At 37.2% G+C, this 23,663-nt stretch carries 22 protein-coding genes; 7 read left to right on the top strand and 15 right to left on the bottom strand.

Annotation, left to right across the window (positions count from 1 at the left end):
- Positions 1-62: 62 nt before the first annotated feature.
- Genes lpxB through surE form a run of 3 tightly spaced genes read right to left on the bottom strand, consistent with a single transcriptional unit; the run spans position 63 to position 2,235 of the window.
- Positions 63-1,172: a lipid-A-disaccharide synthase gene (lpxB, locus tag FBT53_RS11945; protein WP_136951424.1), complete on the bottom strand. Its 1,110-nt coding sequence runs from the start codon at positions 1,170-1,172 to the stop codon at positions 63-65.
- 1 nt (position 1,173) lies between these two features.
- The gene (locus FBT53_RS11940; RefSeq protein WP_136951423.1) at positions 1,174-1,461 is read right to left on the bottom strand and encodes a hypothetical protein; all 288 of its coding nucleotides are present in this window, start codon (positions 1,459-1,461) and stop codon (positions 1,174-1,176) included.
- Complete coding sequence (gene surE / locus FBT53_RS11935; protein ID WP_136951422.1) at positions 1,462-2,235, bottom strand: 5'/3'-nucleotidase SurE; 774 nt, start codon at positions 2,233-2,235, stop codon at positions 1,462-1,464.
- Between the two features lie 195 nt (positions 2,236-2,430).
- Between surE and FBT53_RS11930 the strand changes: the two genes are divergently transcribed.
- Together FBT53_RS11930 and FBT53_RS11925 are read left to right on the top strand one after the other, a co-directional pair.
- On the top strand, positions 2,431-4,635 hold the full coding sequence (locus FBT53_RS11930; RefSeq protein ID WP_136951421.1) for a carboxy terminal-processing peptidase: 2,205 nt from the start codon (positions 2,431-2,433) through the stop codon (positions 4,633-4,635).
- 78 nt (positions 4,636-4,713) lie between these two features.
- On the top strand, positions 4,714-5,514 hold the full coding sequence (locus FBT53_RS11925) for a DNA/RNA non-specific endonuclease (protein WP_136951420.1): 801 nt from the start codon (positions 4,714-4,716) through the stop codon (positions 5,512-5,514).
- Here the strand turns inward: FBT53_RS11925 and rodA are convergent.
- From rodA to FBT53_RS11890, 6 genes are all read right to left on the bottom strand, one after another.
- On the bottom strand, positions 5,511-6,791 hold the full coding sequence (gene rodA / locus FBT53_RS11920; RefSeq protein ID WP_169630355.1) for a rod shape-determining protein RodA: 1,281 nt from the start codon (positions 6,789-6,791) through the stop codon (positions 5,511-5,513). The genes FBT53_RS11925 and rodA overlap by 4 nt on opposite strands.
- Positions 6,781-8,649, bottom strand: coding sequence for a penicillin-binding protein 2 (locus FBT53_RS11915; RefSeq protein ID WP_136951418.1), 1,869 nt, complete (start codon positions 8,647-8,649; stop codon positions 6,781-6,783). Before FBT53_RS11915 ends, rodA begins: the two co-directional genes overlap by 11 nt.
- A gap of 511 nt (positions 8,650-9,160) precedes the next feature.
- On the bottom strand, positions 9,161-9,970 hold the full coding sequence (gene mreC, locus FBT53_RS11905) for a rod shape-determining protein MreC (RefSeq protein WP_136951416.1): 810 nt from the start codon (positions 9,968-9,970) through the stop codon (positions 9,161-9,163).
- Positions 9,971-10,020: 50 nt separating this feature from the next.
- On the bottom strand, positions 10,021-11,049 hold the full coding sequence (locus FBT53_RS11900; RefSeq protein WP_136951415.1) for a rod shape-determining protein: 1,029 nt from the start codon (positions 11,047-11,049) through the stop codon (positions 10,021-10,023).
- A gap of 54 nt (positions 11,050-11,103) precedes the next feature.
- On the bottom strand, positions 11,104-12,636 hold the full coding sequence (gene purH, locus FBT53_RS11895) for a bifunctional phosphoribosylaminoimidazolecarboxamide formyltransferase/IMP cyclohydrolase (protein WP_136951414.1): 1,533 nt from the start codon (positions 12,634-12,636) through the stop codon (positions 11,104-11,106).
- Positions 12,637-12,726: 90 nt separating this feature from the next.
- Positions 12,727-13,179: a GAF domain-containing protein gene (locus FBT53_RS11890; RefSeq protein ID WP_136951413.1), complete on the bottom strand. Its 453-nt coding sequence runs from the start codon at positions 13,177-13,179 to the stop codon at positions 12,727-12,729.
- A gap of 125 nt (positions 13,180-13,304) precedes the next feature.
- Between FBT53_RS11890 and FBT53_RS11885 the strand changes: the two genes are divergently transcribed.
- The 5 genes from FBT53_RS11885 (at position 13,305) to FBT53_RS11865 (ending at position 18,280) form a co-directional block, all read left to right on the top strand.
- Positions 13,305-13,718: a hypothetical protein gene (locus tag FBT53_RS11885; protein WP_010518261.1), complete on the top strand. Its 414-nt coding sequence runs from the start codon at positions 13,305-13,307 to the stop codon at positions 13,716-13,718.
- 73 nt (positions 13,719-13,791) lie between these two features.
- Positions 13,792-16,038 carry a TonB-dependent receptor domain-containing protein gene (locus FBT53_RS11880; RefSeq protein WP_136951412.1) on the top strand — a complete coding sequence of 749 codons (2,247 nt, stop codon included), beginning with the start codon at positions 13,792-13,794 and terminating at the stop codon, positions 16,036-16,038.
- Between the two features lie 8 nt (positions 16,039-16,046).
- The gene (locus tag FBT53_RS11875; protein ID WP_136951411.1) at positions 16,047-16,406 is read left to right on the top strand and encodes a heavy-metal-associated domain-containing protein; all 360 of its coding nucleotides are present in this window, start codon (positions 16,047-16,049) and stop codon (positions 16,404-16,406) included.
- Entirely contained in the window at positions 16,406-17,122 is a 717-nt protein-coding gene (locus FBT53_RS11870) for a heavy-metal-associated domain-containing protein (RefSeq protein ID WP_136951410.1), read from the top strand. The genes FBT53_RS11875 and FBT53_RS11870 overlap by 1 nt, the downstream gene beginning before the upstream one ends.
- A 516-nt stretch (positions 17,123-17,638) precedes the next feature.
- A complete protein-coding gene (locus FBT53_RS11865) occupies positions 17,639-18,280 on the top strand; it encodes a hypothetical protein (protein WP_136951409.1) in 642 nt (213 codons plus the stop codon).
- Between the two features lie 69 nt (positions 18,281-18,349).
- Here the strand turns inward: FBT53_RS11865 and groL are convergent, their stop codons facing one another.
- The 6 genes from groL to FBT53_RS11835 form a co-directional block, all read right to left on the bottom strand.
- A complete protein-coding gene (gene groL / locus FBT53_RS11860) occupies positions 18,350-19,981 on the bottom strand; it encodes a chaperonin GroEL (RefSeq protein ID WP_136951408.1) in 1,632 nt (543 codons plus the stop codon).
- Between the two features lie 100 nt (positions 19,982-20,081).
- The gene (gene groES / locus FBT53_RS11855) at positions 20,082-20,360 is read right to left on the bottom strand and encodes a co-chaperone GroES (protein WP_136951407.1); all 279 of its coding nucleotides are present in this window, start codon (positions 20,358-20,360) and stop codon (positions 20,082-20,084) included.
- A gap of 149 nt (positions 20,361-20,509) precedes the next feature.
- Positions 20,510-20,878 (bottom strand): preprotein translocase subunit SecG, encoded by a 369-nt coding sequence (gene secG, locus FBT53_RS11850; protein ID WP_136951406.1) that lies wholly within the window; start codon positions 20,876-20,878, stop codon positions 20,510-20,512.
- Between the two features lie 4 nt (positions 20,879-20,882).
- Positions 20,883-21,860: a hypothetical protein gene (locus FBT53_RS11845; protein WP_136951405.1), complete on the bottom strand. Its 978-nt coding sequence runs from the start codon at positions 21,858-21,860 to the stop codon at positions 20,883-20,885.
- Positions 21,861-21,863: 3 nt separating this feature from the next.
- A complete protein-coding gene (locus FBT53_RS11840) occupies positions 21,864-22,388 on the bottom strand; it encodes an LptE family protein (protein WP_136951404.1) in 525 nt (174 codons plus the stop codon).
- The gene (locus FBT53_RS11835; protein WP_136951403.1) at positions 22,389-23,663 is read right to left on the bottom strand and encodes a sigma-54-dependent Fis family transcriptional regulator; all 1,275 of its coding nucleotides are present in this window, start codon (positions 23,661-23,663) and stop codon (positions 22,389-22,391) included. It lies immediately after the preceding gene.

Here is a 23,663-nt window from a genome sequence, read left to right as displayed (position 1 = left end):
AGTAAAGATAAAAGGGATAATTTTTTGAACATACAAGGTGAGTTGTCTCTTGTAGGTTAAAATTAAGCATTTTCTATAATCAATTGGGCCGTTTTTTCGCTAGCACCAGCACCACCAAGTTTGTGGATTAAAGCATCATACTGCTGTACGACAGAATTTCTGTGAGACGGTTCTAAAATTTTGGCTAATTCTTGTTTTAAATTTTTAAGGTTTAAATCGTCTTGTATTAACTCTTTTACCACCTCTTGATTCATTATTAAATTGACTAAAGAGATGTATTCCAAAGTTATAATCCGCTTTGCGATTTGGTAAGATACCCAATTACCGCGGTAACAAACCACTTGTGGTACTCTAAACAAGGCCGTTTCTAAAGTAGCGGTACCACTAGTGACCAAGGCAGCATGTGCATTAGATAGTAGCGAATACGTTTGATTTTTTACAAATGCCACATGATCTTTTTTTAGAAATTTTTGATAAAATTCATTATCTAGGCTTGGAGCACCTGCAATAACAAATTGATATTCTGGAAAGTTGTTTGCAGTTTGCAGCATTAATGCCAACATTTTTTCTACCTCTTGTTTTCTGCTGCCTGGCAATAACGCAATAATCTTTTTGTCTTTAGATAAATTGTTTTCAGCACAAAATATGGATAAAGACTGGGTTGGTGTGTTGGCAATAGCATCTAACAAAGGATGCCCAACAAAATCTACCTTGTAATCGTATTTGGCATAAAAAGCTTTTTCAAACGGTAGGATTACATACATTTGGTCAATGTATTGTTTTATCTTTTCTACTCTGCTAGCTCTAGAGGCCCAAACTTGCGGACTTATATAGTAATTGGTGTTGTAATTTTTGGTTTTTGCCCATTTTGCAATCCTGAGGTTAAATCCAGAAAAATCTATAAAAATCAATGCGTCGGGAGAAAAAGCAGCAATGTCTTCCTTACAAAAGGCCATGTTTTTAAATATTTGCCTTATGTTTTTTACTACCTCTAAAAAGCCCATGAAAGCCATTGCCTTATAATGTAAGGCTAGTGTTGCGCCTGCCTGTTGCATAAGATCACCGCCAAAAGCACGTATTTCTGCTTCTGGGTCTTTTGCTTTTAGAGCTTTAATAAGATTAGAGCCGTGTAAATCGCCAGAAGCTTCGCCTGCAATGATATAGTATTTCATTCTAGAAAATCTTAAAATACAGAATGGTCAGTGCAGTAATGACCGTGGCAATCATTACCCCTCTAGCTCGATAATCCCTTTTTAATCGCAAGAAACCAAAGAATGCTAATAAATTCAGGATAGCACCTAAGGCTAATATGCTCCCTAAATGATCTTGTTGGCGTGCTACTTTTAAGGTTTCTAAAATGCCCAATTTAGAAAATAGGACAATGTATAGTAAAGAGCCAAAAGTATTAGCAATTAAGCCTACCACCAACCCAATCAGAACGTCTTTTTTACTTGTATTCATTTAAATATTCCAACTATTTATTGTTTGTATGGCATGGTGTGCTGTTAAGTCAAATTGGGTGGGGACTACAGAAATATAACCGTTGTTTAACGCGTAGATATCTGTGTCTTCACCTTTGTCTAAAAGCTCAAATTCCCCAGTTAACCAATAATATTCTCTGCCACTAGGGCTAAAACGTTTATCAAATTTTTCTTTCCAATTGGCCTTTGCCTGCCTACATACTTTTATGCCTTTTGGCAACTTGCCATCTGTCTTGGGTATGTTTACGTTTAATACCGTTCCTTGTGGTATCCCATTAGTTAGCGCTTCTTGTACTATTGTTTTAATAGCCTCAGTGGCGCCATCAAAATTAGCATCCCAAGTATAATCACATAACGAAAAACCTATAGCAGGGAGCCCTTCTATTCCTGCTTCTATGGCAGCACTCATGGTTCCAGAATAAATAACATTTATAGAGGCATTAGACCCGTGATTAATGCCACTTACCACCAAATCTGGCTTTTTATCTAGTAATTCTTGTAGTGCCAATTTAACGCAATCTGCCGGAGTACCACTACAAGAATACTCTAAGGGAGCACCGTGCTCATGGTCTATTGTCATTTGCTTGGAATGTAGCGTATTATCTATAGTTATGGCATGCCCCATACCAGATTGGGGACTGTCTGGCGCTACTACTACTACATCACCTATCTCCTTCATAATAGCAACTAATTTACGTAGTCCTGGTGCTGTAATGCCATCATCATTGGTTACTAAAATCAAAGGTTTTTCCATTGGGTATAATTAATAGTGTAAAAATACGTTTTTCATAAGGATGAGACGGGTTTTCCGTTTAACAAAAAATTAAAAGGGATATAGCAAACTGGCATGGTTTTTTCTGTATCTTAGTTAATTAAGAGTGGTTTTTACGGTGGTAGGAAGCCAAGGAAATCGTGAGTTTAAACCTAAAAACACTTCTAGCAATATATTATGAAGAAGAATTTAATCTTAGTCCTTTTGGTCAGTATGGTGGCAGTTGCTTCTTGCAGCTTTACCAACAAATCTTTTGAGAATGATGATAAAGATAAACTCTTATTAGACTTAATTACCTACGTTTTAGAGCGTGGGCATTATGAGCCTAAACAAATAAATGATAAATTTTCTGCTAATGTTTTTGAAGATTTTCTAGATATCCTAGATCCAACAAAACGTTACTTTTTAGAGGATGATATTAAAGAGTTTGAAAAGTACAAGTACCAGATAGATGACCAAATTAAGAATACAGATATTACATTCTTCAACTTGGTTTACCAACGCCTCATGACTCGTATGGACGAAGCTCAGGCGGTTTACACAGAAATCTTATCGGAGCCTTTTGATTATACCAAGAAAGAGGAAATAAAAGTGGACTACAAAGACGAGCCTTACGCCTCTAATAAAAGAGAATTAAAGGAACGTTGGAGAAAGCAATTAAAATATAACACCCTGGGTACCTACGATAATAAAATTAAAATCAGAACTAAATCCATAGCTTCTGGTGGTACCGGTGAAAGTGCTGTTGGAGAAGACTTAGCAGCAGTAGAATTTGAACGTGCTAAGAGTGATGGCAAAAAGCCACTTAGAGACATGACCTTAGCGGAGGTGGAAGCTTCTTCTAGAGAAAGCACCAAAAATACTTTAGATGAATTTTTTGATTTTGTTGCTGGTTTAGAGCGTAAAGATTGGTTTGTACAGTATATAAATACTATTGTGGACGAGTTTGACCCTCATACATTCTACTTTGCTCCAGAAGAAAAAGATAAGTTTGATATTAGCATGTCTGGTAAATTTGAGGGGATTGGTGCCCGTTTGCAGAAAAAGCCAGAAGGAGCAAAAATTGTTGAAATTATTAGTGGCGGTCCAGTTTGGAGGGAAAAAAGCCTAGAGGTAGGGGATGAGATTTTAAAAGTAGGTCAGAACGGAGAAGAACCTATAGATATTGTAGGTATGCGTTTAGATGACGCTATAAAATTAATAAAGGGTCCAAAAGGTACTATTGTAGATTTAACAGTGCGTAAGGTAGATGGTACCGTTGAGGTTGTGTCTATTACCAGAGATGTAGTCGAATTAGAAGAGTCCTACGCTAAATCTGCTACGGTAATCCAAGACGATAGAAAATATGGGCTTATACATTTACCTAAATTCTATGTGGATTTTGAGGATTATACGGAGCGCAACGCGGCTACAGACGTGGCTAAAGAAGTGGAACGCTTAAAAGAAGCTGGTGCAGAAGGTCTTATCTTAGATTTAAGAGATAATGGTGGTGGGTCTCTAAAAACTGTGGTAGAAATGGCTGGTTTATTTATTAAAGATGGCCCTATTGTACAGGTTAAATCTTCTGGTCAACGCAAAGAGATTCATGAAGATAATGATGAGCGAATTCAGTGGGATGGTCCTTTGGTTATTTTGGTAAATGAATTATCCGCTTCTGCTTCTGAGATTTTAGCAGCCGCAATGCAAGATTATAAGCGAGCTATCGTAATTGGTAGTAAGCAGACTTTTGGTAAGGGAACCGTACAAAATGTAATTCCATTAGAAAATATAGTGCGTAGTAATGAGCATGGAGATTTAGGAGCCATCAAACTAACTACACAAAAATTTTATAGAATTAATGGAGGTTCTACCCAGTTAGAAGGGGTTAAGAGTGACATTGTAGTTCCAGACCGTTATAGTTATATAGATTTAGGAGAACGTGATCAAGACAATCCTCTGGGTTGGGATAAAATTTCTCCTGCGGATTATAATACATGGGATGGCTACATTGATTACGAAGGTACCGTCTCTAGAAGTAAAAATCGACTAGAGAATAATCCGCAAATAAAGCTATTAGAAGAAAACGCAAGATGGGTAAAAGAGCAACAAGATGAAAATGTGGTTTCTTTGAATTATGAAGCGTATAAGAAAGATCAAGAGGCGAATAAAGAAAAGTCTAATTACTTTAAAAAATTAAGAGATTACGATTCTAAATTAACATTTCAATCCTTAGAATATGAGCGAGAATTATTTGCTCAAGATGAGGTCTTGAGAGAAAAGCGTGATCGTTGGCATAAAGATTTAGCTAAAGATATTTATGTAGAAGAGGCAATAAACGTGTTGCAAGATTTAAAGTTAAATGCAATTAAACATGAAAAGCATAAACTAGCCGTTAAAGGCTAGTCAATACTAAACAGCAAAGTAAAGCCCTAATGGATTTTCCGTTGGGGCTTTTTCTTTGCAAAAAAGTATTTTTGTAGCATGAAAAAAAAGACGATTTACTCCCTTATTTTAATTACGCTCACTGTTGGCTTTTGGTTATTCCAGAATTTTTACACACCCGCTGCCTATTCTAATCCAGCGCAGCAATCTCAGCACAGTCCTTTTTTAGAACAATTACAGCCTAGTTCCACATATGGAGCAATCGTGGAGCATGACTATTACATGTTGTCTTATAGTGAGGCGCACGAACAGGCAGAATGGGTAGCTTACGAGTTAAAGCGAGAGCATTTAACGTACGACGATAGAAAACGTCCTTATTTTATAGAAGACCCTAAGGTAAAGAGTAAATCTGCAGATTGGCGTAATTATAGAGGTTCTGGTTATGATAGGGGGCATTTAGTCCCGGCTGGTGACCGTAAGTTTACAGAATATGCGTATAACGAAACATTTTATACCAGTAACATATCTCCTCAGAATAGAGCTTTTAATGCAGGTGTTTGGAACGAATTAGAAAAACAAGTAAGGCGTTGGTGTAAAAAGTACGGAGACGTATATATAATTACGGCTGGAGTGTTAGAGGATGGATTAAAAGAAATAGGGGATGAAGATGTAGATGTGCCCAATAGTTATTATAAAATTGTAATACGCCCTAAAGGCGATGATTATACGGTTTTAGCTATTTTAATACCAAACAGACCTACAACCACATCTTTTATGGACTTTGTTGTGCCAGTAGATGTAGTAGAAAAAGCTACAGGAATCGATTTTTTTCCAAAGTTACAAGACAATTTAGAAAACCAGCTAGAGTCAAAAACGTATCAATCAGATTGGGAGTTCTAAAGTTCGCTCAATCGCTCCGCATCAAACTTTAAAAAGATAAAAAGCATACCAGTAAAAAAGAGTAACCCAGAACCGCCGTAACTAAAAAAGGGTAAGGGAATGCCTATGGTTGGTAGTAAACCTATTACCATACCAATATTTACAAAATAGTGGGTTAAAAGTATAGATATAATGCCATAGCCATACATGCGTCCAAAATCTTTTTTCTGTCGCTCTGCAAGCATAATAAGACGTAAAAAGAATAAAGAAAAAACAAGTACAACAGCGGAGGTTCCTAAAAAACCCCACTCTTCACCTACCGAACTAAAAATGTAGTCTGTGTCCTGTTCAGGAACAAAATCTCCTTTAGTTCTGGTGCCTTCTAAAAATCCTTTCCCTTTAAGACCTCCAGATTCAATAGCCTTTTCGGCTTGGTATGTATTGTAGCCAATCGTTTTTTTAATTTGTTCTAATCGCACTGGGTCCTTCTCTAAATCCAACCATAAGCTAAAGCGATCTCTGTGGCGTTGCTCAAAAACATTATTGTACACAAAGTCTACGGATAAAGAAACAACAAGGCTTGCTACTAAAAATAAAATTAGAGGTAGGGTCGGTATTTTTAATTGAGGTTTTTTGAACAAGAAAAATAAAGAGGTTAGAATACCCATACCAATAACTACCCAGATTACTCCATATTTTAATGTACAGACAAAGAGTAGAATTAGCATTAAGGCAAAACCTAAATACTTTAAGGGCATACCTTCTCTAAAGAGCACAAAGAACAAGGAAAAATAGACCAGTGCACTTCCTGGGTCTGGCTGCGGTAAAATTAAGATGATAGGTATTAAAAGGATAAGTACAGCGTACCATTGGTGTTTTCCTTTTCTTAAATCTGTTTGTATGTCACTCAAATATTTTGCTAACGCGAGAGCGGTGGTTAATTTGCCTAATTCTGAAGGTTGAAAATTGAAAAATCCTAAATCATACCAGCTAATAGCGCCGCCAATCTTTTTACCAAAAAGGAAAAGACCTAATAGAAGAACAATAGAAATGATGTAAAATAAGCTGGCAAACCGCTCAAAAAACGAGTTTTCTATGGCTAATATGATGATAATAAAAACCAAGGAGGCGCCAACGAAAAACAGTTGTTTACCATAGCGGGTAGACATGTCAAATACAGAAACATCAGCGTCTACAAAAGTGGTACTGTATATGTTGACCCAGCCAAAAAACACTAAAATTAAATAAAGTAAAATGGTAACCCAATCTAATTTTTTAAGCATGCTACTACCAGACATACTCATTTATTTTAAACGGTTCTCCGCTAAACGGTTTGGCATATTCATGCTCCAAAGTCTTTTCTAGCATACGCTTTTCCAAATCTGTACGTGTAATTTCACCATTTACATATTTTTCTATCATTAATGATGCAATATGGCCAGCATAACGTGCTCCGTAGTATCCATTTTCTATGTAAACAGCAATAGCAATTTTAGGGCGTTTTAAAGGTGCAAAGGCAGTGAAAACAGAATGATCAGTAAGTTGTACACGTTCTCCATCTATTTTTGTGAAATTCTCTACGGTGCCTGTTTTACCAGCAATTTCTATCCCAGGAATGTTTAGATAGCGTGCAGTCCCCACTCTATACACATTAGCCATACCTTCTATTACAGGTTCAAAATGTTCTGGCGAAATAGTAGTATATTTCTTTTCTGTAAAATTCTCGTCAATAGTAAGACCGTTGCCTATTTCTTTGATGATGTGGGGTGTATAGTAAAACCCTCTATTAGAAATTGCAGCCATTACATTAGCTAATTGTATAGGTGTTATAGCAACCTCTCCTTGCCCAATAGAATTAGATATTATTGTAGAAGAGCCCCAGCGATTGTCTCCGTACCATTTATCATAGAATTCTTTATTAGGGATTCTCCCAGGTCTTCCTGTAGGTAAATCTACACCTAGGTAATTCCCAAGCCCAAAACTTTTCATATGTTTTTCCCAAGCATCCATACCTTCATCGGTAGTAGCATATTTGCCATATATTTTTCTAAAAGTACCTGCAAAATAAGCGTTACAAGATTTATAAATACCAGAATTCATGTCTCTAACACCACCACCGCAATGACATCCTTTCTTTTGTCTGCCAACGTAGAACCCGTTGTAGCAAGTGAATTTTGTGTGTTCGTCAATCACACCTTCTTCTAGTCCTACAAGGGCATTTAATGTTTTAAAAGGTGAACCTGGAGAGGGTTCTGCTAAAATGGAACGGTCCCAAGTAGGCCTGGCAACACTGTCATAATGTAGTTTACTATAGTTTTTAGAGCGTTCGCGGCCCACCAATAATGAAGGGTCGTACGTAGGTCCAGAAATTAAAGCTAATATTTCTCCAGTAGAAGGTTCAATCGCCACAATACCACCTCTTTTTCCATGCATTAAAAGTTCTCCGTATTCTTGCAGGTCTTTATCAATAGTAATGTGTACTTCTTTGCCCAGTTTTGGTAGCGTATCTAATTTACCTTCTTTATAGGGTCCAATGTCTCTATTAAATCGGTCTTTTTGAATGTACTTAACTCCTTTTCTGCCTCGTAGTAATTCTTCGTACTGCTTTTCTATACCAGTACGGCCTTTTAATTCGCCTGCACGGTAGTACGGATTGGCTCTTAAATCAGCCTCATTCACTTCACTAATATAACCAAGTACATTGGCAGCGCTATTTGTTTTGTAATCCCGCAAAGAACGTTTTTGAATGTAGAATCCTTGGTATTTACGCATTTTTTCTTGTAGTCCGGCATAATCTTCTTTAGATAATTGTGGTACTACAACAGAGGGTAATCTAGGAGAGTAGATACGTGCCTTTTTAAGCTGTTCTATAAATTTTTCTTTTGTAATGCCTAAGAGTTGACAAAATTCTAGTGTGTCTAAAGGTTTGGTCTCCCTAGGTATTACCATAACGTCATACGCAGGCTGGTTACCTACCATTAATTTACCATTTCTATCATAAATATAGCCTCGTTCAGGATAATCGTAAACGGCTTTAATGGCAGGGTCTTCTAATATCTGATTGGGAGAAAAGCGCAGTAGTTGTAGATAAGATAATCTACTAATAAAGGTTATCCCAATAATGATAATTATGGATGATAAAAGTAATCGCCTCATGGAAATTAACTATAGGTCTTGTTCTCTAGCAAAGAGAGAACTAAGTAATACACAAAATAGAAACGTAGTTAAACTAGTAAATAGTATTTTTTTCAAAATTAACAGGATATGCGAGAAACTTAAAATTTCTAGCGAAAAGAATACCACGTGTTGCACTATAATTAACAGCAATAAGAAAGTCGCGCGTTGTACTTTAGTTGTGTTTTTAAAGGTAAACCCTTGAAATTCAAAATTCGCGCCAAAGCAAAAGCGCATTAGAAGGGGTCTGGCGTAGGCAACTGTAATTGCAGCTATGGAATGTAACGCCATGGTGTCAGAAAATAAATCGATTGCAAAACCTAACAAAAAACTGACCAATAAAAAAACTGATTTGTTTTCCCTAAGCGGGTACCAGTAGAAGAACAATACATAAACTAGTGGGTTAATGTAACCCCAAAAGTTTAGATGGTTAAACAATAGCACTTGCGCAAGTACTAAAAGTACAAAACGAATAATGGTTAATGGTATTGGATTATTTTGCATCTTCTACCAATTTTTGCAATTCTAGCACTTCTTTTCTATTCTTATTTTTAATGATATAGACATTTTTAATGTTTGCCATATCATTAAACAAATCTACGTTGATGGTAAACGTACTTTGGTTTTGGTTCAAATCATACGCTTTAATCACACCAATTGGGATGTCTTCCGGAAAAATGCTGGACATAGCCCCTGTGGTGATAGTGTCCCCTACTGTTAAAGGAACCGACCTTGGAATGTCTATCAATTGTACCGTTCTATAATCTCGGGCATTCCATACTAATGAACCAAAGTAATTGGTATTTTTTATTTTGGCGTTTATATTGGATTTTGTGTTTAAGATGCTTTGCACCACACTAAAGTTGTTAGATGTATTTTCTATGATGCCAAGAACGCCTAGGGGTGTAATTACACCCATGTCTTGTTTTATGCCATCCTTTTCTCCTTTGTCTAAAGTGATGTAATTTCTAGGTGAGGAATACATGTTTTTAAGAGCCTTGGCGGGTGTAACAGTAAAATTATATATACTATCAGATAAATAGGTGACAGGGGCATTGAGTAGTTGCTCCCGCAATTGTTCGTTTTCTAAAACGAGTCTTTGGTTTTCTTCTCTGAGATTAAAATAATCTTTTATGTTGTAAGATACGCCATATATACTACCTGTAATCCATTTAGAAGAGTTGAAGAATTTAGATTGATGATAGGAATGAGTGTTTACCGTAATTATAAGGCCAAACAATACCAATACCGCATAGAGAAATGCATTTCTGTTGTTGATTATAAAATTGATAATTCTTTGCATTCCACCTGATGTATTTTACCTTGGAATAAACCAGTAAGGCTACTAGAGCCTTACTTAATTAAAATACTCTTGTATCTATCCAAATTTTTAAGCGCTATTCCCGTACCGCGTACTACTGCCCTTAAAGGATCTTCGGCAATATAAACGGGTAAATCTGTTTTTTGAGATAAACGTTTATCCAGACCACGAAGCATTGAGCCTCCACCAGCAAGGTAAATACCTGTATTGTAAATATCTGCAGCAAGTTCTGGTGGAGTCTGTGATAGGGTCTCCATTACCGCATCTTCTACGCGTAAAATACTTTTATCTAAGGCTTTTGCAATTTCACGGTAAGTTACTTGTACCTGTTTTGGTTTTCCGGTTAACAAATCCCTACCTTGAATCTGTTTGTCATCTGGCGGGGACTGCAAATCTTCCGTAGCAGCTCCAATTTCAATTTTTATAGCTTCTGCAGTACTTTCTCCCACATATAAATTGTGTTGTGTACGCATGTAATAGATAATATCATTGGTAAAGACATCACCAGCAATCTTTACAGATTTATCACACACAATACCACCAAGGGCTATAACCGCAATTTCTGTAGTACCACCACCTATATCTACAATCATGTTGCCTTTGGGTTGCATAATATCTAAGCCAATACCTATTGCTGCTGCCATAGGTTCATGAATTAGGTAAACTTCTTTGCCATTAACACGTTCTGCAGATTCACGAACGGCACGCATTTCTACTTCTGTAATACCAGAAGGAATACAAATTACCATGCGCAATGCAGGTGGGAACCATTTCTTTTTAAGCGCAGGTATGTTCTTAATGAACATATTAATCATCTTTTCAGAAGCATCAAAATCTGCGATTACACCATCTTTAAGTGGGCGTATGGTTTTAATGTTTTCATGGGTTTTCCCCTGCATCATACTCGCCTCCTTACCTACGGCAATTATCTTCCCAGACACACGGTCACGGGCCACAATGGAAGGGCTATCTACCACAACCTTGTCCAAATGTATTATTAAGGTGTTTGCCGTACCAAGGTCAATGGCAATCTCCTCGGTCATGAAATCAAAGAATCCCATAGAAAGGTCCTAATTTTAGATTAAAGGTAAAATTTATCGGTAAAAGTAAGCAATTTAATGCTTAAAATGTCTTGTGCCTGTCATTACCATAGAAAGTCCGTTTTCGTTACAATAATCTATACTCAATTGGTCTTTGATAGAACCCCCAGGTTGTATTACGGAACTAATGCCTGCCTTGTGAGCAATTTCCACACAATCAGGAAACGGAAAAAAAGCATCACTGGCCATAACAGCACCATTCAAATCAAAATTAAAAGAACCTGCCTTGTGTATAGCTTGGTTTAAAGCATCTACTCTAGAAGTTTGCCCAGTACCGCTAGCACATAATTGTTTGTTTTTGGCCAATACAATGGTGTTACTTTTAGTATGCTTGCAGATTTTAGAAGCAAAAAGTAAATCTTCTATTTCCTCAGCAGTGGCTGCCTTATCGGTAACATTGTTTAAATCTTCTTTTGCATCGCTCTTGTTGTCTTTGTCTTGTAACAAAAAACCGTTTAAACAAGTACGTACTTGGTTGGCGGGTAATACTACTTCTTTTTGTATTAGGATTATTCTATTCTTTTTGCCTTTCAAAACCTCTAGAGCGTCATCAGAATAAGAAGGTGCGATTACTACTTCACAAAACAGTTGGTGAATTTCTTCAGCAGTTGCCTTGTCAATTTCCGTGTTGCTGATTAAAATACCGCCAAAAGCAGAAACAGGGTCGCCAGCAAGTGCATCCACATATGCTTCTTTTATGGTATTTCTAGTAGCAAGACCACAAGCGTTATTGTGCTTTAAAATAGCAAAGGTAGGAGCATCATTTTGAAATTCTCCCATTAAATTAACGGCTGCGTCCACATCTAAAAGGTTGTTGTAAGATAATTCTTTGCCGTGTAGTTTATCAAACATGGCGTCAAAATCTCCAAAGAAATACCCTTTTTGGTGTGGGTTTTCTCCATAACGCAATATCTGTCCTTGCGTTTCGCTGATTTTTAAACTAGTAACTGCTTGTTTTTGATTGAAGTAGTTGAAAATAGCGGAATCATAATGTGATGAAACATTAAACGCTTTAGCAGCGAACAATTTTCTTTCTTCTAAGGTAGTCTCGCCATTACCATTGGTTATAATATCCAAAAATTGGCCATAATCTTCCATAGAGGAAACGCATAGCACATCCTTGAAATTTTTTGCGGCCGCTCTAATCAAAGAAATACCACCTATGTCAATTTTTTCAATAATATCTTGTTCAGCAGCACCGCTTGCTACCGTTTTTTCAAATGGATACAAGTCTACAATAACGATATCTAACTGTGGAATTTCAAATTCTTGCATCTGAGCCACATCGCCTTCATGTTCTTGTCTGTTTAATATGCCACCAAAAATTTTAGGATGTAAGGTTTTAACGCGGCCACCCAAAATAGAGGGGTAGCTAGTTACATCTTCTACGGCAACTACATCTATGCCTAGGTCTTTAATAAACTTCTCCGTGCCTCCGGTAGAATATAGGGTAACCCCAAGTTCGTCTAGTTTTTTAACAATAGGTTCTAGTCCGTCTTTATGAAATACGGAAATTAATGCCGATGTTGCTTTTTTGGTAGTACTCATTAGAATTTTGAAGTGGAAAAAATTAAGCTTCAAAAGTACTTTATTTCACCAGAAAAACCTTAATGGGTTATTAACAAAAAACCTTAAGTTTTAAAGAATTTGAGAAACACCTTCGTTTACCCATTCCAGAAAACGTTCGTCTTCTGTTGTAAAAGGGTCTGGTGTGTTAGAGTCTATGTCTATCTGGCCAATATTTTCACCATTTTTAAACAATGGAATTACAATTTCTGACTTTACGGTAATGCTACAAGCAATGTAATTATCTTGGGCTTGTACATCTGGTACTACAAAGTTTTGGTTGCTTTCTGCCACTTGTCCACAAATGCCCTTGCCAAAAGGAATAATGGTATGGTCTGTAGGTGCACCGGCATAGGACCCTAATTTTAGTTCGCGCTTATCACCATTTTTAAAGTAAAAGCCAACCCAATCATAGTGTGGAATATTCGCCTTCAATAGCTCGCAAATAGCTTGCATGCGTTGCTCTGCGGTTTGGGTTGTGTTATTTAGTAGGGTTGCTATCTGTGGTTTTAAAGCGTCGAACATTACTATCAAAATTTATAGAGTGCAAAAGTCGGTAGTATTCCTATTCCTTACAATAGAAGCTGTTAAAAATATATCAAACAAAAACGCGTTTAAGTATCCAGCTTAAAATTTTGTATTTTTGCAGGGTGAAAAAAGCGGTAACACATAGTTTTTCTATAGCATTAGCTTGCCTAGTATTGCTTTCTACATTCTCTTGGACGGTAGACAAGCATTTGTGCATGGGCAGGGTTATGGATGTTGCTTTTTTTCATGGTGCGGAAGATTGTGGTATGAAAGCTGCCTTGGCAGCCCTAGAAATGGAACAGGAAAATCCAGGTTGTTGTGATGATGATTCCTTTACCCTAACGGGTCAAGATGATTTAATTAAAGTTTCTTGGGACGATTTAGATTTTGAGCAACAAGTTTTTCTACAAACCTATACGGTTGCTTATCTTCATTTACTATCCGTAGCATTGGAAGAGGTTGCAACACCATTAATTGAAGCACCGCCCTTACCTGAACGGAAACTACATCAGCTTTACGAAGTATATCTAATTTGATTTTAAGGTTTTACAAAAAATTGGTCTATGACGACCTGAATAATTGTATGTAACCTTATCATATCAAATTACAATGAAAAATACTTATTGGCTTTTCGCCATTATACTACAAATTTTAAACTTAGGTCATGCCCAGGATAAAGTAGAAGGCATGATTATGGAGGGCAATGCAGCAGGAAAGCATTTGGCACTTCCTGGAGCTAATGTATATTGGCTCAACTCACCTATTGGAACCATTACTAATGAAGAGGGTCTTTTTGCTATACCCTATACTGGTGAATACGATAAATTGGTTGTCAGTTATATTGGTTTTAAAACTGATACTCTAACCATTACCGAACCAAAAATGGTGCATCACACCCTACAGCCTTCCAATCAATTAGATGAGGTTGTGGTGGAACAAAAAAGAGATGCGGTACAAAAGGCATTTTTATCTTCAGAGAATATTGTTACCATTAATAGTGCCGAATTATTAAAGGCCGCTTGCTGTAATCTATCAGAAAGCTTTGAAACCAATCCGGCTATAGACGTAAACTTTAACGATGCGCTTACAGGCACAAAGCAAATAGAGATGTTGGGGTTAACAAGTCCGTATATCTTAATTACACAAGAGAATATACCCATGGTGCGTGGCGCTTCTCAAACCTTTGGCTTAACATTTACCCCGGGTACATGGGTAGAAAGTATACAGATAACCAAAGGTGCTGGTTCTGTAGTAAATGGTTACGAAAGTATATCTGGCCAAATAAATACAGAGTTGTTAAAACCCTTTACGGATAATAAGCTTTTTGTTAATGGATACGCAAATCAGAATGGCAGGTACGAGGTAAATACGCACTTAAATGCAAAGGTTGCTGAAAAATGGTCTACCGGTCTATATGTGCATGGTAACAAAAGGAGCCAAAAAGAGGATAATAATGAAGACGGGTTTTTAGATGCGCCATTGGCGGAACAGTTAAATGTTTTTAATAGATGGCAATACCAAGATGCAGCTAAAGGTTGGGTAGGTTTTTTGGGAGCCCGCTTTTTAGTTGATGATAAACAAGTTGGGCAAGTAAACTTTAATCCGGAAACGGATAAATTTACCACCAATGCTTGGGGTAGTGAAATCAATACAAAGCGATATGACCTTTCTGGTAAAATGGGTTACGTGTTTCCAGATATGCCTTTCCAGAGCATGGGCCTGCAAATAGCTTATAGTAAGCACGAACAGGATTCGTATTACGGATTTAATCAATATGACATTTCTCATGCTAGTTTGTATTCCAATTTGGTGTTTAATTCTATTCTGGGCGATACTAGAAACACCTTTAAAACAGGTATTACGTTTGCTTATGATCAGTATGACGAACTGGTGAATACGGTAGATTTTAACCGGGTAGACCGTTCCGTGGGTGTATTCTTTGAGTATGCCTATACCAATCTGGAGAAATTGAGCCTTACCGCTGGTGCCCGGGTAGATAGCCATAATAGACTTGGAACGTTTTTTACGCCAAGATTGCATGTAAGGTATACGCCTTGGGAGAACGCAAGTTTACGAGGGTCTTTTGGTATTGGGCGTAGGGCTGCAAACATTTTTGCAGAGAATCAGAGATTGTTCGCATCTAACAGGCAATTACTTCTTAATAGCTCTACAGGTCCCATTTATGGTTTTGAACCCGAAAAGGCAACGAATTTTGGATTGAGTTTTTTACAAGGATTCACATGGGAAGGTCGTAAGGGTAATGTTGGTCTGGATTTTTACCGTACCCAGTTCAATAATCAGGTAGTGGTTGATTGGGAGAATCCCAGTCAGGTAATTTTTTCCAATTTAGAGGGAGATAGTTATGCCAACAGTTTTCAGGTAGAATTAAATTATGAGGTTTTACCACGACTAGATTTTAGAACCGCCTACAAGTTCTATAGTGTTAAGACCAATTACCAAAACGGATTATTGCAAAAACCGTTAACCGCTAAAAACAGGTACTTTTTAAATATAGGATACACCACTAACCCTAAGGAGAATGGTGCACAATGGCGAATGGATTATACTTTACATACGGTGGGGCAACAACGTTTGCCTAGCTCTGTGGTTTTTGAGCACAACTATCAATTAGGAGATGCTTCCCCTTCTTATGCCTTGATGAATGCGCAGGTAACCAAAGTGTTTTCTAATGCTTTTGAAGTGTATTTGGGTGGTGAAAACTTAACTAATTTTACACAGGATAATCCTGTTCTTGGGGCAAATGACCCTTTTGGTCCAAACTTTGATACAAGCATAGTATATGCGCCCATAATGGGTAGAATGTTCTATGCTGGATTTAGATATAAACTTAATTAAACAATACGATGAAAAAACTTATTTTATTTTTAGGAGTAGCGTTAATGGCGCTTACCACAACAGCGCAAGACAAGAACAAAAAATTGAACTTTGAGGTCAACGGTAAATGTGGCATGTGTAAAGCTCGTATAGAAAAGGCTTGTTTAAACGTAAAAGGTGTAAAATATGCCTCTTGGGACATTCCTACGCACGAATTGTCTTTGATAATAGATGAGCGCAAAACCAATAGCATGGAAATAAAGTCTGCCATCGCGGCGGTTGGCCATGATAGTAAAGAGTTGAAGGCAACAGAAGAGGCTTATGCTAAAATTCATCCATGTTGTAAGTACCGCGAGGACAATACAGATGATTCTAAGCATCACGACTAATGGAGCAACAATTTAAGGTGGCAGGGATGACGTGTAATGGTTGTGTAGCGTCCGTGACCAAAAAAATAGCTACTATTTCTGGGGTAATCCAGGTTGATGTAAATTTGGAAACTTCTTTGGCCAAGATTACCTCTAATCGGGTAATACCTGCCACAGAATTACAATCGGTTTTGCCTGAAAAATATACAGTAACTAGTACAACCGAAACTTATCCTGAAGCAACCTCTGAGGAAGAATTATCTAAATGGAAGCAGCTTAAGCCTTTGTTTCTCATATTTGCCTATTTGTTTGTTGCAGCTTTTTTACTCAACTACAAAAGTTGGGACTGGAGTAGTGCTATGTTAGATTTCATGGGGCTATTTTATATCGTTTTTAGTTTTTTTAAACTACTCGATTTAAAAGGGTTTCCAGAAAGTTTTGGCATGTACGATCCCTTGGCAAAGCGGGTTCCCGTTTATGGTAAAATTTACCCTTTTATAGAAGTGGTTTTAGGGCTGATGTTCTTAATGAGAATTCAAGTACTATTAGCTTTGTTTGTTACCTTAATTGTATTGGGTATAACAACTGTTGGTGTAACTAAGTCTATCTTGGATAAGAAGGCAATAAAATGTGCTTGTTTGGGTACAACTTTAAATTTGCCAATGACAGAGGCTACCTTTATAGAAAACGTTATAATGCTGGTAATGGCGGTGTCCATGCTTTTAGTTAATCTTTAGCCAAAATTGACCAACGGATTCATCCATCATCTACATTTACATCGGTTTTTAAATTAACAATTATGGCAAAAGCTAAATCCTCTGGAAAGTCTCAGTCAGCTAAAGCAGCTCCTGCTGCTAGAGCTCAAAAGACTACCCAAGCTACTGGCAAGAAGAAGTAATTTGGTGGTTGGATTCCAAGATGGAATCTGGTTTTAAAATAACAGGAAGAGTCGTTTTAAACGACTCTTTTTTTTAATTAGGGTGATAAAAGACTCCGTAAATACGGGGTCTTTTTTTATTTGATTTATACGTGAATTATGGATGATAACACAGTTTTAATTGTCAGTGATACAATTAAGAATAGTTTAGCCATGCAGGCACTTTAGTTTTGTATTGATTCTGTGGCTGTTTAGTTTCCTCTTTCCCCATATGGCTTTAGTGGAATCATATCTAAAAAATGTAAACATTTAATATTTATATGATATGAAAACCATTGCTTCGATTAAATTGTGCGTCTTTTTTTGCTTTTGTTTTATGATGACTTCTTGTGGGCCTCTCATTTTTAGCGCAAATTTCAATGCTGATAACGTAGGCTCAGCACCAAACCCTAATCCGCCAGGAGAACCTTCTGGGGATGAAATAAAAGGTAATTGTGGTATAACGGTTGTAGACAACGCTACTATTGGGTCTAAATCCATGCGCTTCTACAATGAACCTAACTGTTCTTTTAAATTGATGTGGTTTGAGTCTGATAATGTGCCATCTTCTAATAAGTTTTTGAACTATAGCTTCTTGGGTACACCTGAAAGTACGAATCACAAAACATTCCATATAAGTTTTTCTGGAGGGCACTTTGAGTCTGCCTTTGATATAAAATTCAAAGATGGCGACCTGCTATTAACGGATGGTGCTTATAACGAACATGTTATTGGGACTTATACCGCTAATGAAAAGCAAACATTTTTAGTTGGTATAAACCGCGAAACAAATGAGTATGCTTTGAATATTTATAAAGAGAGTGGCAATATAAACCTGCAGAATAGACCGGTAAAATCGGACACATTTTGGGGTAAGTCTGCTTATTTGTTATATGTTTATTATGACGTGGACGATACCAGTAATGCTGCGGCGGGTTACGTTTTTGACGATGTAAAAATTAATAAAGAGAAGGAGTAGGGGTAAAAATGAAAAAGCCATGTTGAATACAACATGGCTTTTTGTTATTTGTAGTTCTTAAAACTAGAATTACATCATACCTGGCATACCACCACCTGGCATTGGAGGTCCTGCAGGGGTATCTTCCTTAATGTCTGTTAATGCACACTCGGTAGTTAAAATCATACCTGCAACAGAAGCTGCATTTTCCAAAGCAACACGAGTTACTTTCTTAGGGTCAATAATACCAGCCTTCATCATTTCTACATACTGGTCAGATTTTGCATCATAACCAAAATCACCTTTACCTTCTAAGATTTTAGCAACCACTACAGATCCCTCGCCACCAGCATTAGAAACAATAGTTCTGATAGGCGCCTCAATAGCTCTTGCTACAATTTGTAAACCGGTAGCTTCATCAGCATTTTCGGTCTTAACTTTGTCTAGAACAGATTTTGCTCTAACCAAAGCAACACCACCACCAGCAACAATACCTTCTTCTACAGCTGCTCTAGTTGCGTGTAAGGCATCATCTACGCGGTCTTTCTTCTCTTTCATTTCAACTTCAGAAGCAGCACCAACATAAAGTACGGCTACACCACCAGCTAATTTAGCAAGACGTTCTTGAAGTTTTTCTTTATCGTAATCAGAAGTAGTAGTCTCTATTTGAGATTTAATCTGGTTTACACGAGTTTTAATGTTATCAGCAGCACCAGAACCATTTACAATTGTTGTATTGTCTTTGTCTATAGACACACGCTCTGTAGTACCTAACATATCAATAGTAGCAGTCTCCAAGGAGAATCCTCTTTCTTCAGAAATAACGGTACCGTTAGTTAAGATTGCAATATCTTCCAACATTGCTTTTCTTCTATCTCCAAAACCAGGAGCTTTAACAGCAGCAATTTTTAAAGAACCACGTAATTTGTTTACCACTAAAGTAGCTAGTGCTTCACCATCTACGTCTTCTGCAATAATCAATAAAGGCTTGCCAGATTGTGCCACAGGCTCAAGTACTGGTAATAAATCCTTCATAGAAGAGATTTTCTTGTCAAATAACAAGATGTAAGGGTTGTCTAACTCAGCAACCATCTTTTCAGAATCGGTTACAAAGTATGGAGAAAGGTATCCTCTGTCAAACTGCATACCTTCTACTACATCTACGTAAGTATCTGTACCTTTAGCTTCTTCTACCGTGATTACACCTTCTTTACCTACTTTTTCAAAAGCTTGTGCAATTAAGTCGCCAATAGTTTCGTCGTTATTAGCAGAAATAGAGGCTACTTGCTTAATTTTATCTGTAGAATCTCCTACTTTTTTAGATTGCTTAGCTAAATCCTCAACAATAGCTTCTACAGCCTTGTCAATACCTCTTTTAAGGTCCATAGGGTTAGCGCCTGCCGCAACATTTTTTAAGCCTTCTTTTACAATAGCCTGTGCTAATACGGTGGCCGTAGTAGTACCATCACCTGCAAGGTCGTTAGTTTTAGAAGCTACTTCTTTTACCATTTGTGCTCCCATATTCTCTAGAGCATCTGCCAATTCTATTTCTTTAGCAACAGTTACACCATCTTTAGTGACTTGTGGAGCACCAAAAGATTTGCTGATGATAACGTTTCTACCTTTAGGGCCTAGGGTTACTTTAACCGCGTTAGCCAATGCATCTACACCTTTTTTTAGGCCGTCACGTGCATCAATGTCAAATGTTATGTCTTTTGCCATTATTATAATGTTTTAAAAAATTAAAATTTCAAGATTTACTGTTGACGTAAATTTTTGAAACTTTAGAATTTGAGATTTGTTTTAATTTGGAATTTGCGGATTATACAATTGCAAGTATATCGCTCTCTCTCATAATTAGGTAGTCTACACCTTCTAGTTTTAAGTCGGTTCCGGCATATTTTCCATAAAGCACGGAATCACCTACTTTAACTGTCATTGCTTCGTCTTTGGTTCCAGGACCAACTGCAACAACTTTACCTTTTTGTGGTTTTTCTTTGGCAGTGTCTGGAATAATGATACCAGAGGCCGTTTTGGTCTCGGCCGCCATAGGCTCAATAAGAACCCTGTCTGCTAATGGTTTAATATTAACTTTCGCCATTTTATAAAATTTTAGGTATTAGTTTTAAATATTCTGCATTGCAGTGGGCAGAAATTGTGCCAATTGCCAAAAACTGACAATATGTAAAACTAAAAATGCCAGCTTGTCATCCAAGCTGGCATTTTTAAATTTTTTAGCATCCGTTTTGTTTATTGGATGGTGTCTGCAGTGCCATCACTTGGGGCTGCAGGGGTGGTTTCTGGGACTGTTTCCGGAACAGTTTCTGGAACTGTCGTTTCAATATCCTCACCTTGTAATACTTTAGATTCTGGAGCGCCAAAGCTACCTTTTAGAGATAAATTACTTAAAAGGATTAGCACAATTAACAATACTGCTAATGTCCATGTACTTTTATCCAAAAAGTCTCCAGTTTTCTTAACGCCACCTACAACTTGGTTGCCACCACCACCAAAAGAAGAAGACAATCCGCCTCCTTTTGGATTCTGCACCATAATAACCAAGACTAATAGTAGGCATACAACAATAATTAGGCCTAGAAAAATAGTAAACGTACTCATGTTATCAATTCTTTTCTTTCTGAAGCTGTTTTACAGCTCGAATTTGATCCGCAAAGAAACCACTTTTTTCCGGATATTTCAAACTCAATATTTTATATGCCTGTATAGCCTTTTTGTACTTCTTTTGTTCTAAATATACTTTGGCTAAGGTTTCTGTCATTAACTGAGATGCATCTACCTTTTGTGTGTCGCTGATATCTACTTTTTTCATAAGCTCAGCATTAGGTACAATTTTGGGATTAGTGCTTATGAATTTGTCTAACAACTCAAATTTCTTCTTCTTATTTAAACCTTTTTGAGTATTAGTTTTGACTGTTTCTGCCTTAGATGCTAGCGGATAATCTTTTACCTTGCTCACCTTGGAGATAGGGGTTTCTTTTATATCCTCGTTGTCTCTAGCAATAGGTTGATGTGTGCTAGTAAGCTGCAGCCACTCTGTAAACGAATGTTTTTCTGATTTTGTAAATTGAAAAGGTTTTCCAATTCCCAATTCTCTTTCTACAACGGTTTTTTCTTCTAACGCATCTTCTTTAAGTGTTAATTCCGTAGCAGCTTTTACATTAAATAGTGCGGGGTCCAGTATTTGCTCAGCGTCGGTAATATTTTGCGGTAAAGGCGCTTCTTCAGTTTCCTCTAGCATCGATTTAGCATCGGGATTTGGAGTAATTACTTCAGAAATGGTTTCCTGTTCCGCTAATGGCGCTGTTCTACCCAGTATGGTGTTAGCAATTTGGTGGTTGCTAAAATCTTCTGACGTAATGTAGTCAAACAATACCTCTCTGTCTGTGGTGTGCGCAGCCGTTACTTTTAGTGCATTATTATATTTATAAGATTCCAAAGACTTAAGACCTTTTAGATGTAAGGCTCTGGCGGCTTGAAAGTACGGATATTCTTCTAGCATACCTTCTAACTCCTTAGTTTGTTGTGGAGTTAGCGTGGCTTTTGGTTCTTGTAAAAGTTGTATGAATTCCGTTACATTCATGGCTTACCAGTCCGCTAAAGAAGCATTGAAAATATCTTGTGTTATTCGCTCAAAAATTACTTCATGCGCTTCTGTTTTTACGTTTTGTAAAAGCGAAGCTTGTGGATAATCATAAAAGAAAGAAAAACGCCTTTCAAAATCGGCATCTTCTTTAGTTTTATTATAAAAACGGACGTTTACGCTAATTGTTAATCTATTTTGAGAAGCTTGTTGATTGGCTGTAGCAGACATGGGGGATACGCGGTATTCAACAATTTCTCCTTCATACAATAAATGGCCTCCGTTGCTGGTAAGATTAAGACTGGTAAGGTTGGTAATTAAATCTTGAAGCGCGTTGGTAAAATCTCTATCTAATCCTGGTTCAATCGTAGATCCTGGAGTTTGGTCTGCGTAATTCTGAAAAAAGTTTACCTGAACTGTTTCTGCGGTCCCTGTACTAGCACCAGAGAAATTATAAAATCCACAGGCTTGTATGGTGAGTAAGCCTACAAAGGAAAGAATTCTAAAGAATGATTTTATCAATTTCATTTACAAGTCATATTGTTTTATTTTACGGTACAAAGTGCGTTCAGAGATGCCTAATTCTGCTGCTGCAGCTTTACGTTTACCTTTATTCCGTTCTAATGATTTTTTTATAAGCTCTATCTCTTTTTCTTGTAGAGACAGGGTTTCTTCTTCTTGTATTTCTTCTGCAAAGTGGTAGCGGTCTTCTAAGGGAGCGGGTCTCTGTGGTTTTACTGTTGATTCTGCAGTTGGTTCTGGCAAATGCAAAATTTCAGTAATTGGCTGCTCCTCTTCATAAGATTCTTCTTTATCGCCGTAAATTTTACGAATTAAAGTTTCGTTTTCTTCCTGTACCTTTTCAGAATCATTCTCTTTCATCAATTCCAAAGTCAACTTTTTTAAATCATTTAAGTCGCTCTTCATATCAAAAAGAACCTTATAAAGAATTTCGCGTTCGGTACTAAAGTCGCTCTCTTTCTTTTGTTGATTTACCAAGGCTGGTAAATTACCTCCAGTCATATCTGGTAAATAGCTGCCCAGTGTAGCGGCTGATACCTCTCTGTTTTCTTCTAAAACAGATACTTGTTCGGCTATATTACGTAGTTGACGAATGTTTCCGGGCCATCGGTAACGTTGTAAAATAGCCACGGCCTCTTCTTGCAGTCTGATGGTGGGCATTTTATATTTTTGTCCAAAGTCTGAGGCAAACTTTCGGAACAACAAATGAATGTCTCCTTGTCTTTCTCGTAAAGGAGGTATGTTGATTTCTACCGTACTTAAACGGTAGTATAAATCCTCTCTAAATTTCTCTTTTTTAATCGCCTCGAACATATTTACATTGGTCGCGGCCACAATACGCACGTTTGTTTTTTGTACTTGAGAAGAACCTACTTTTAAAAATTCGCCATTTTCTAATACTCGTAATAAACGTACTTGTGTAGTTAAGGGTAATTCTCCTACTTCATCTAAAAAAATAGTACCTCCATCGACCACTTCAAAATAACCACTACGGGTTTGTGTGGCGCCGGTGAAGGCTCCTTTTTCGTGTCCAAAAAGTTCAGAGTCTATGGTGCCTTCTGGTATTGCTCCACAGTTCACAGCAATATATTTGGCGTGTTTTCTATGTGATAAGGAATGAATAATTTTTGGAATAGATTCTTTACCTACACCACTTTCCCCAGTAACTAATACGGAGATATCCGTAGGTGCTACTTGCATAGCTTTTTCCAAAGCTCTATTAAACTTTGGGTCGTTGCCTATAAGTTCAAAGCGCTGTTTTATGGATTGTACGGATTCCAA

Source organism: Flavobacterium sp. ASW18X (genome assembly GCF_005144745.1).
GTDB lineage: Bacteria > Bacteroidota > Bacteroidia > Flavobacteriales > Flavobacteriaceae > Croceivirga.
This window is presented reverse-complemented; position numbering and strand designations above follow the sequence as displayed.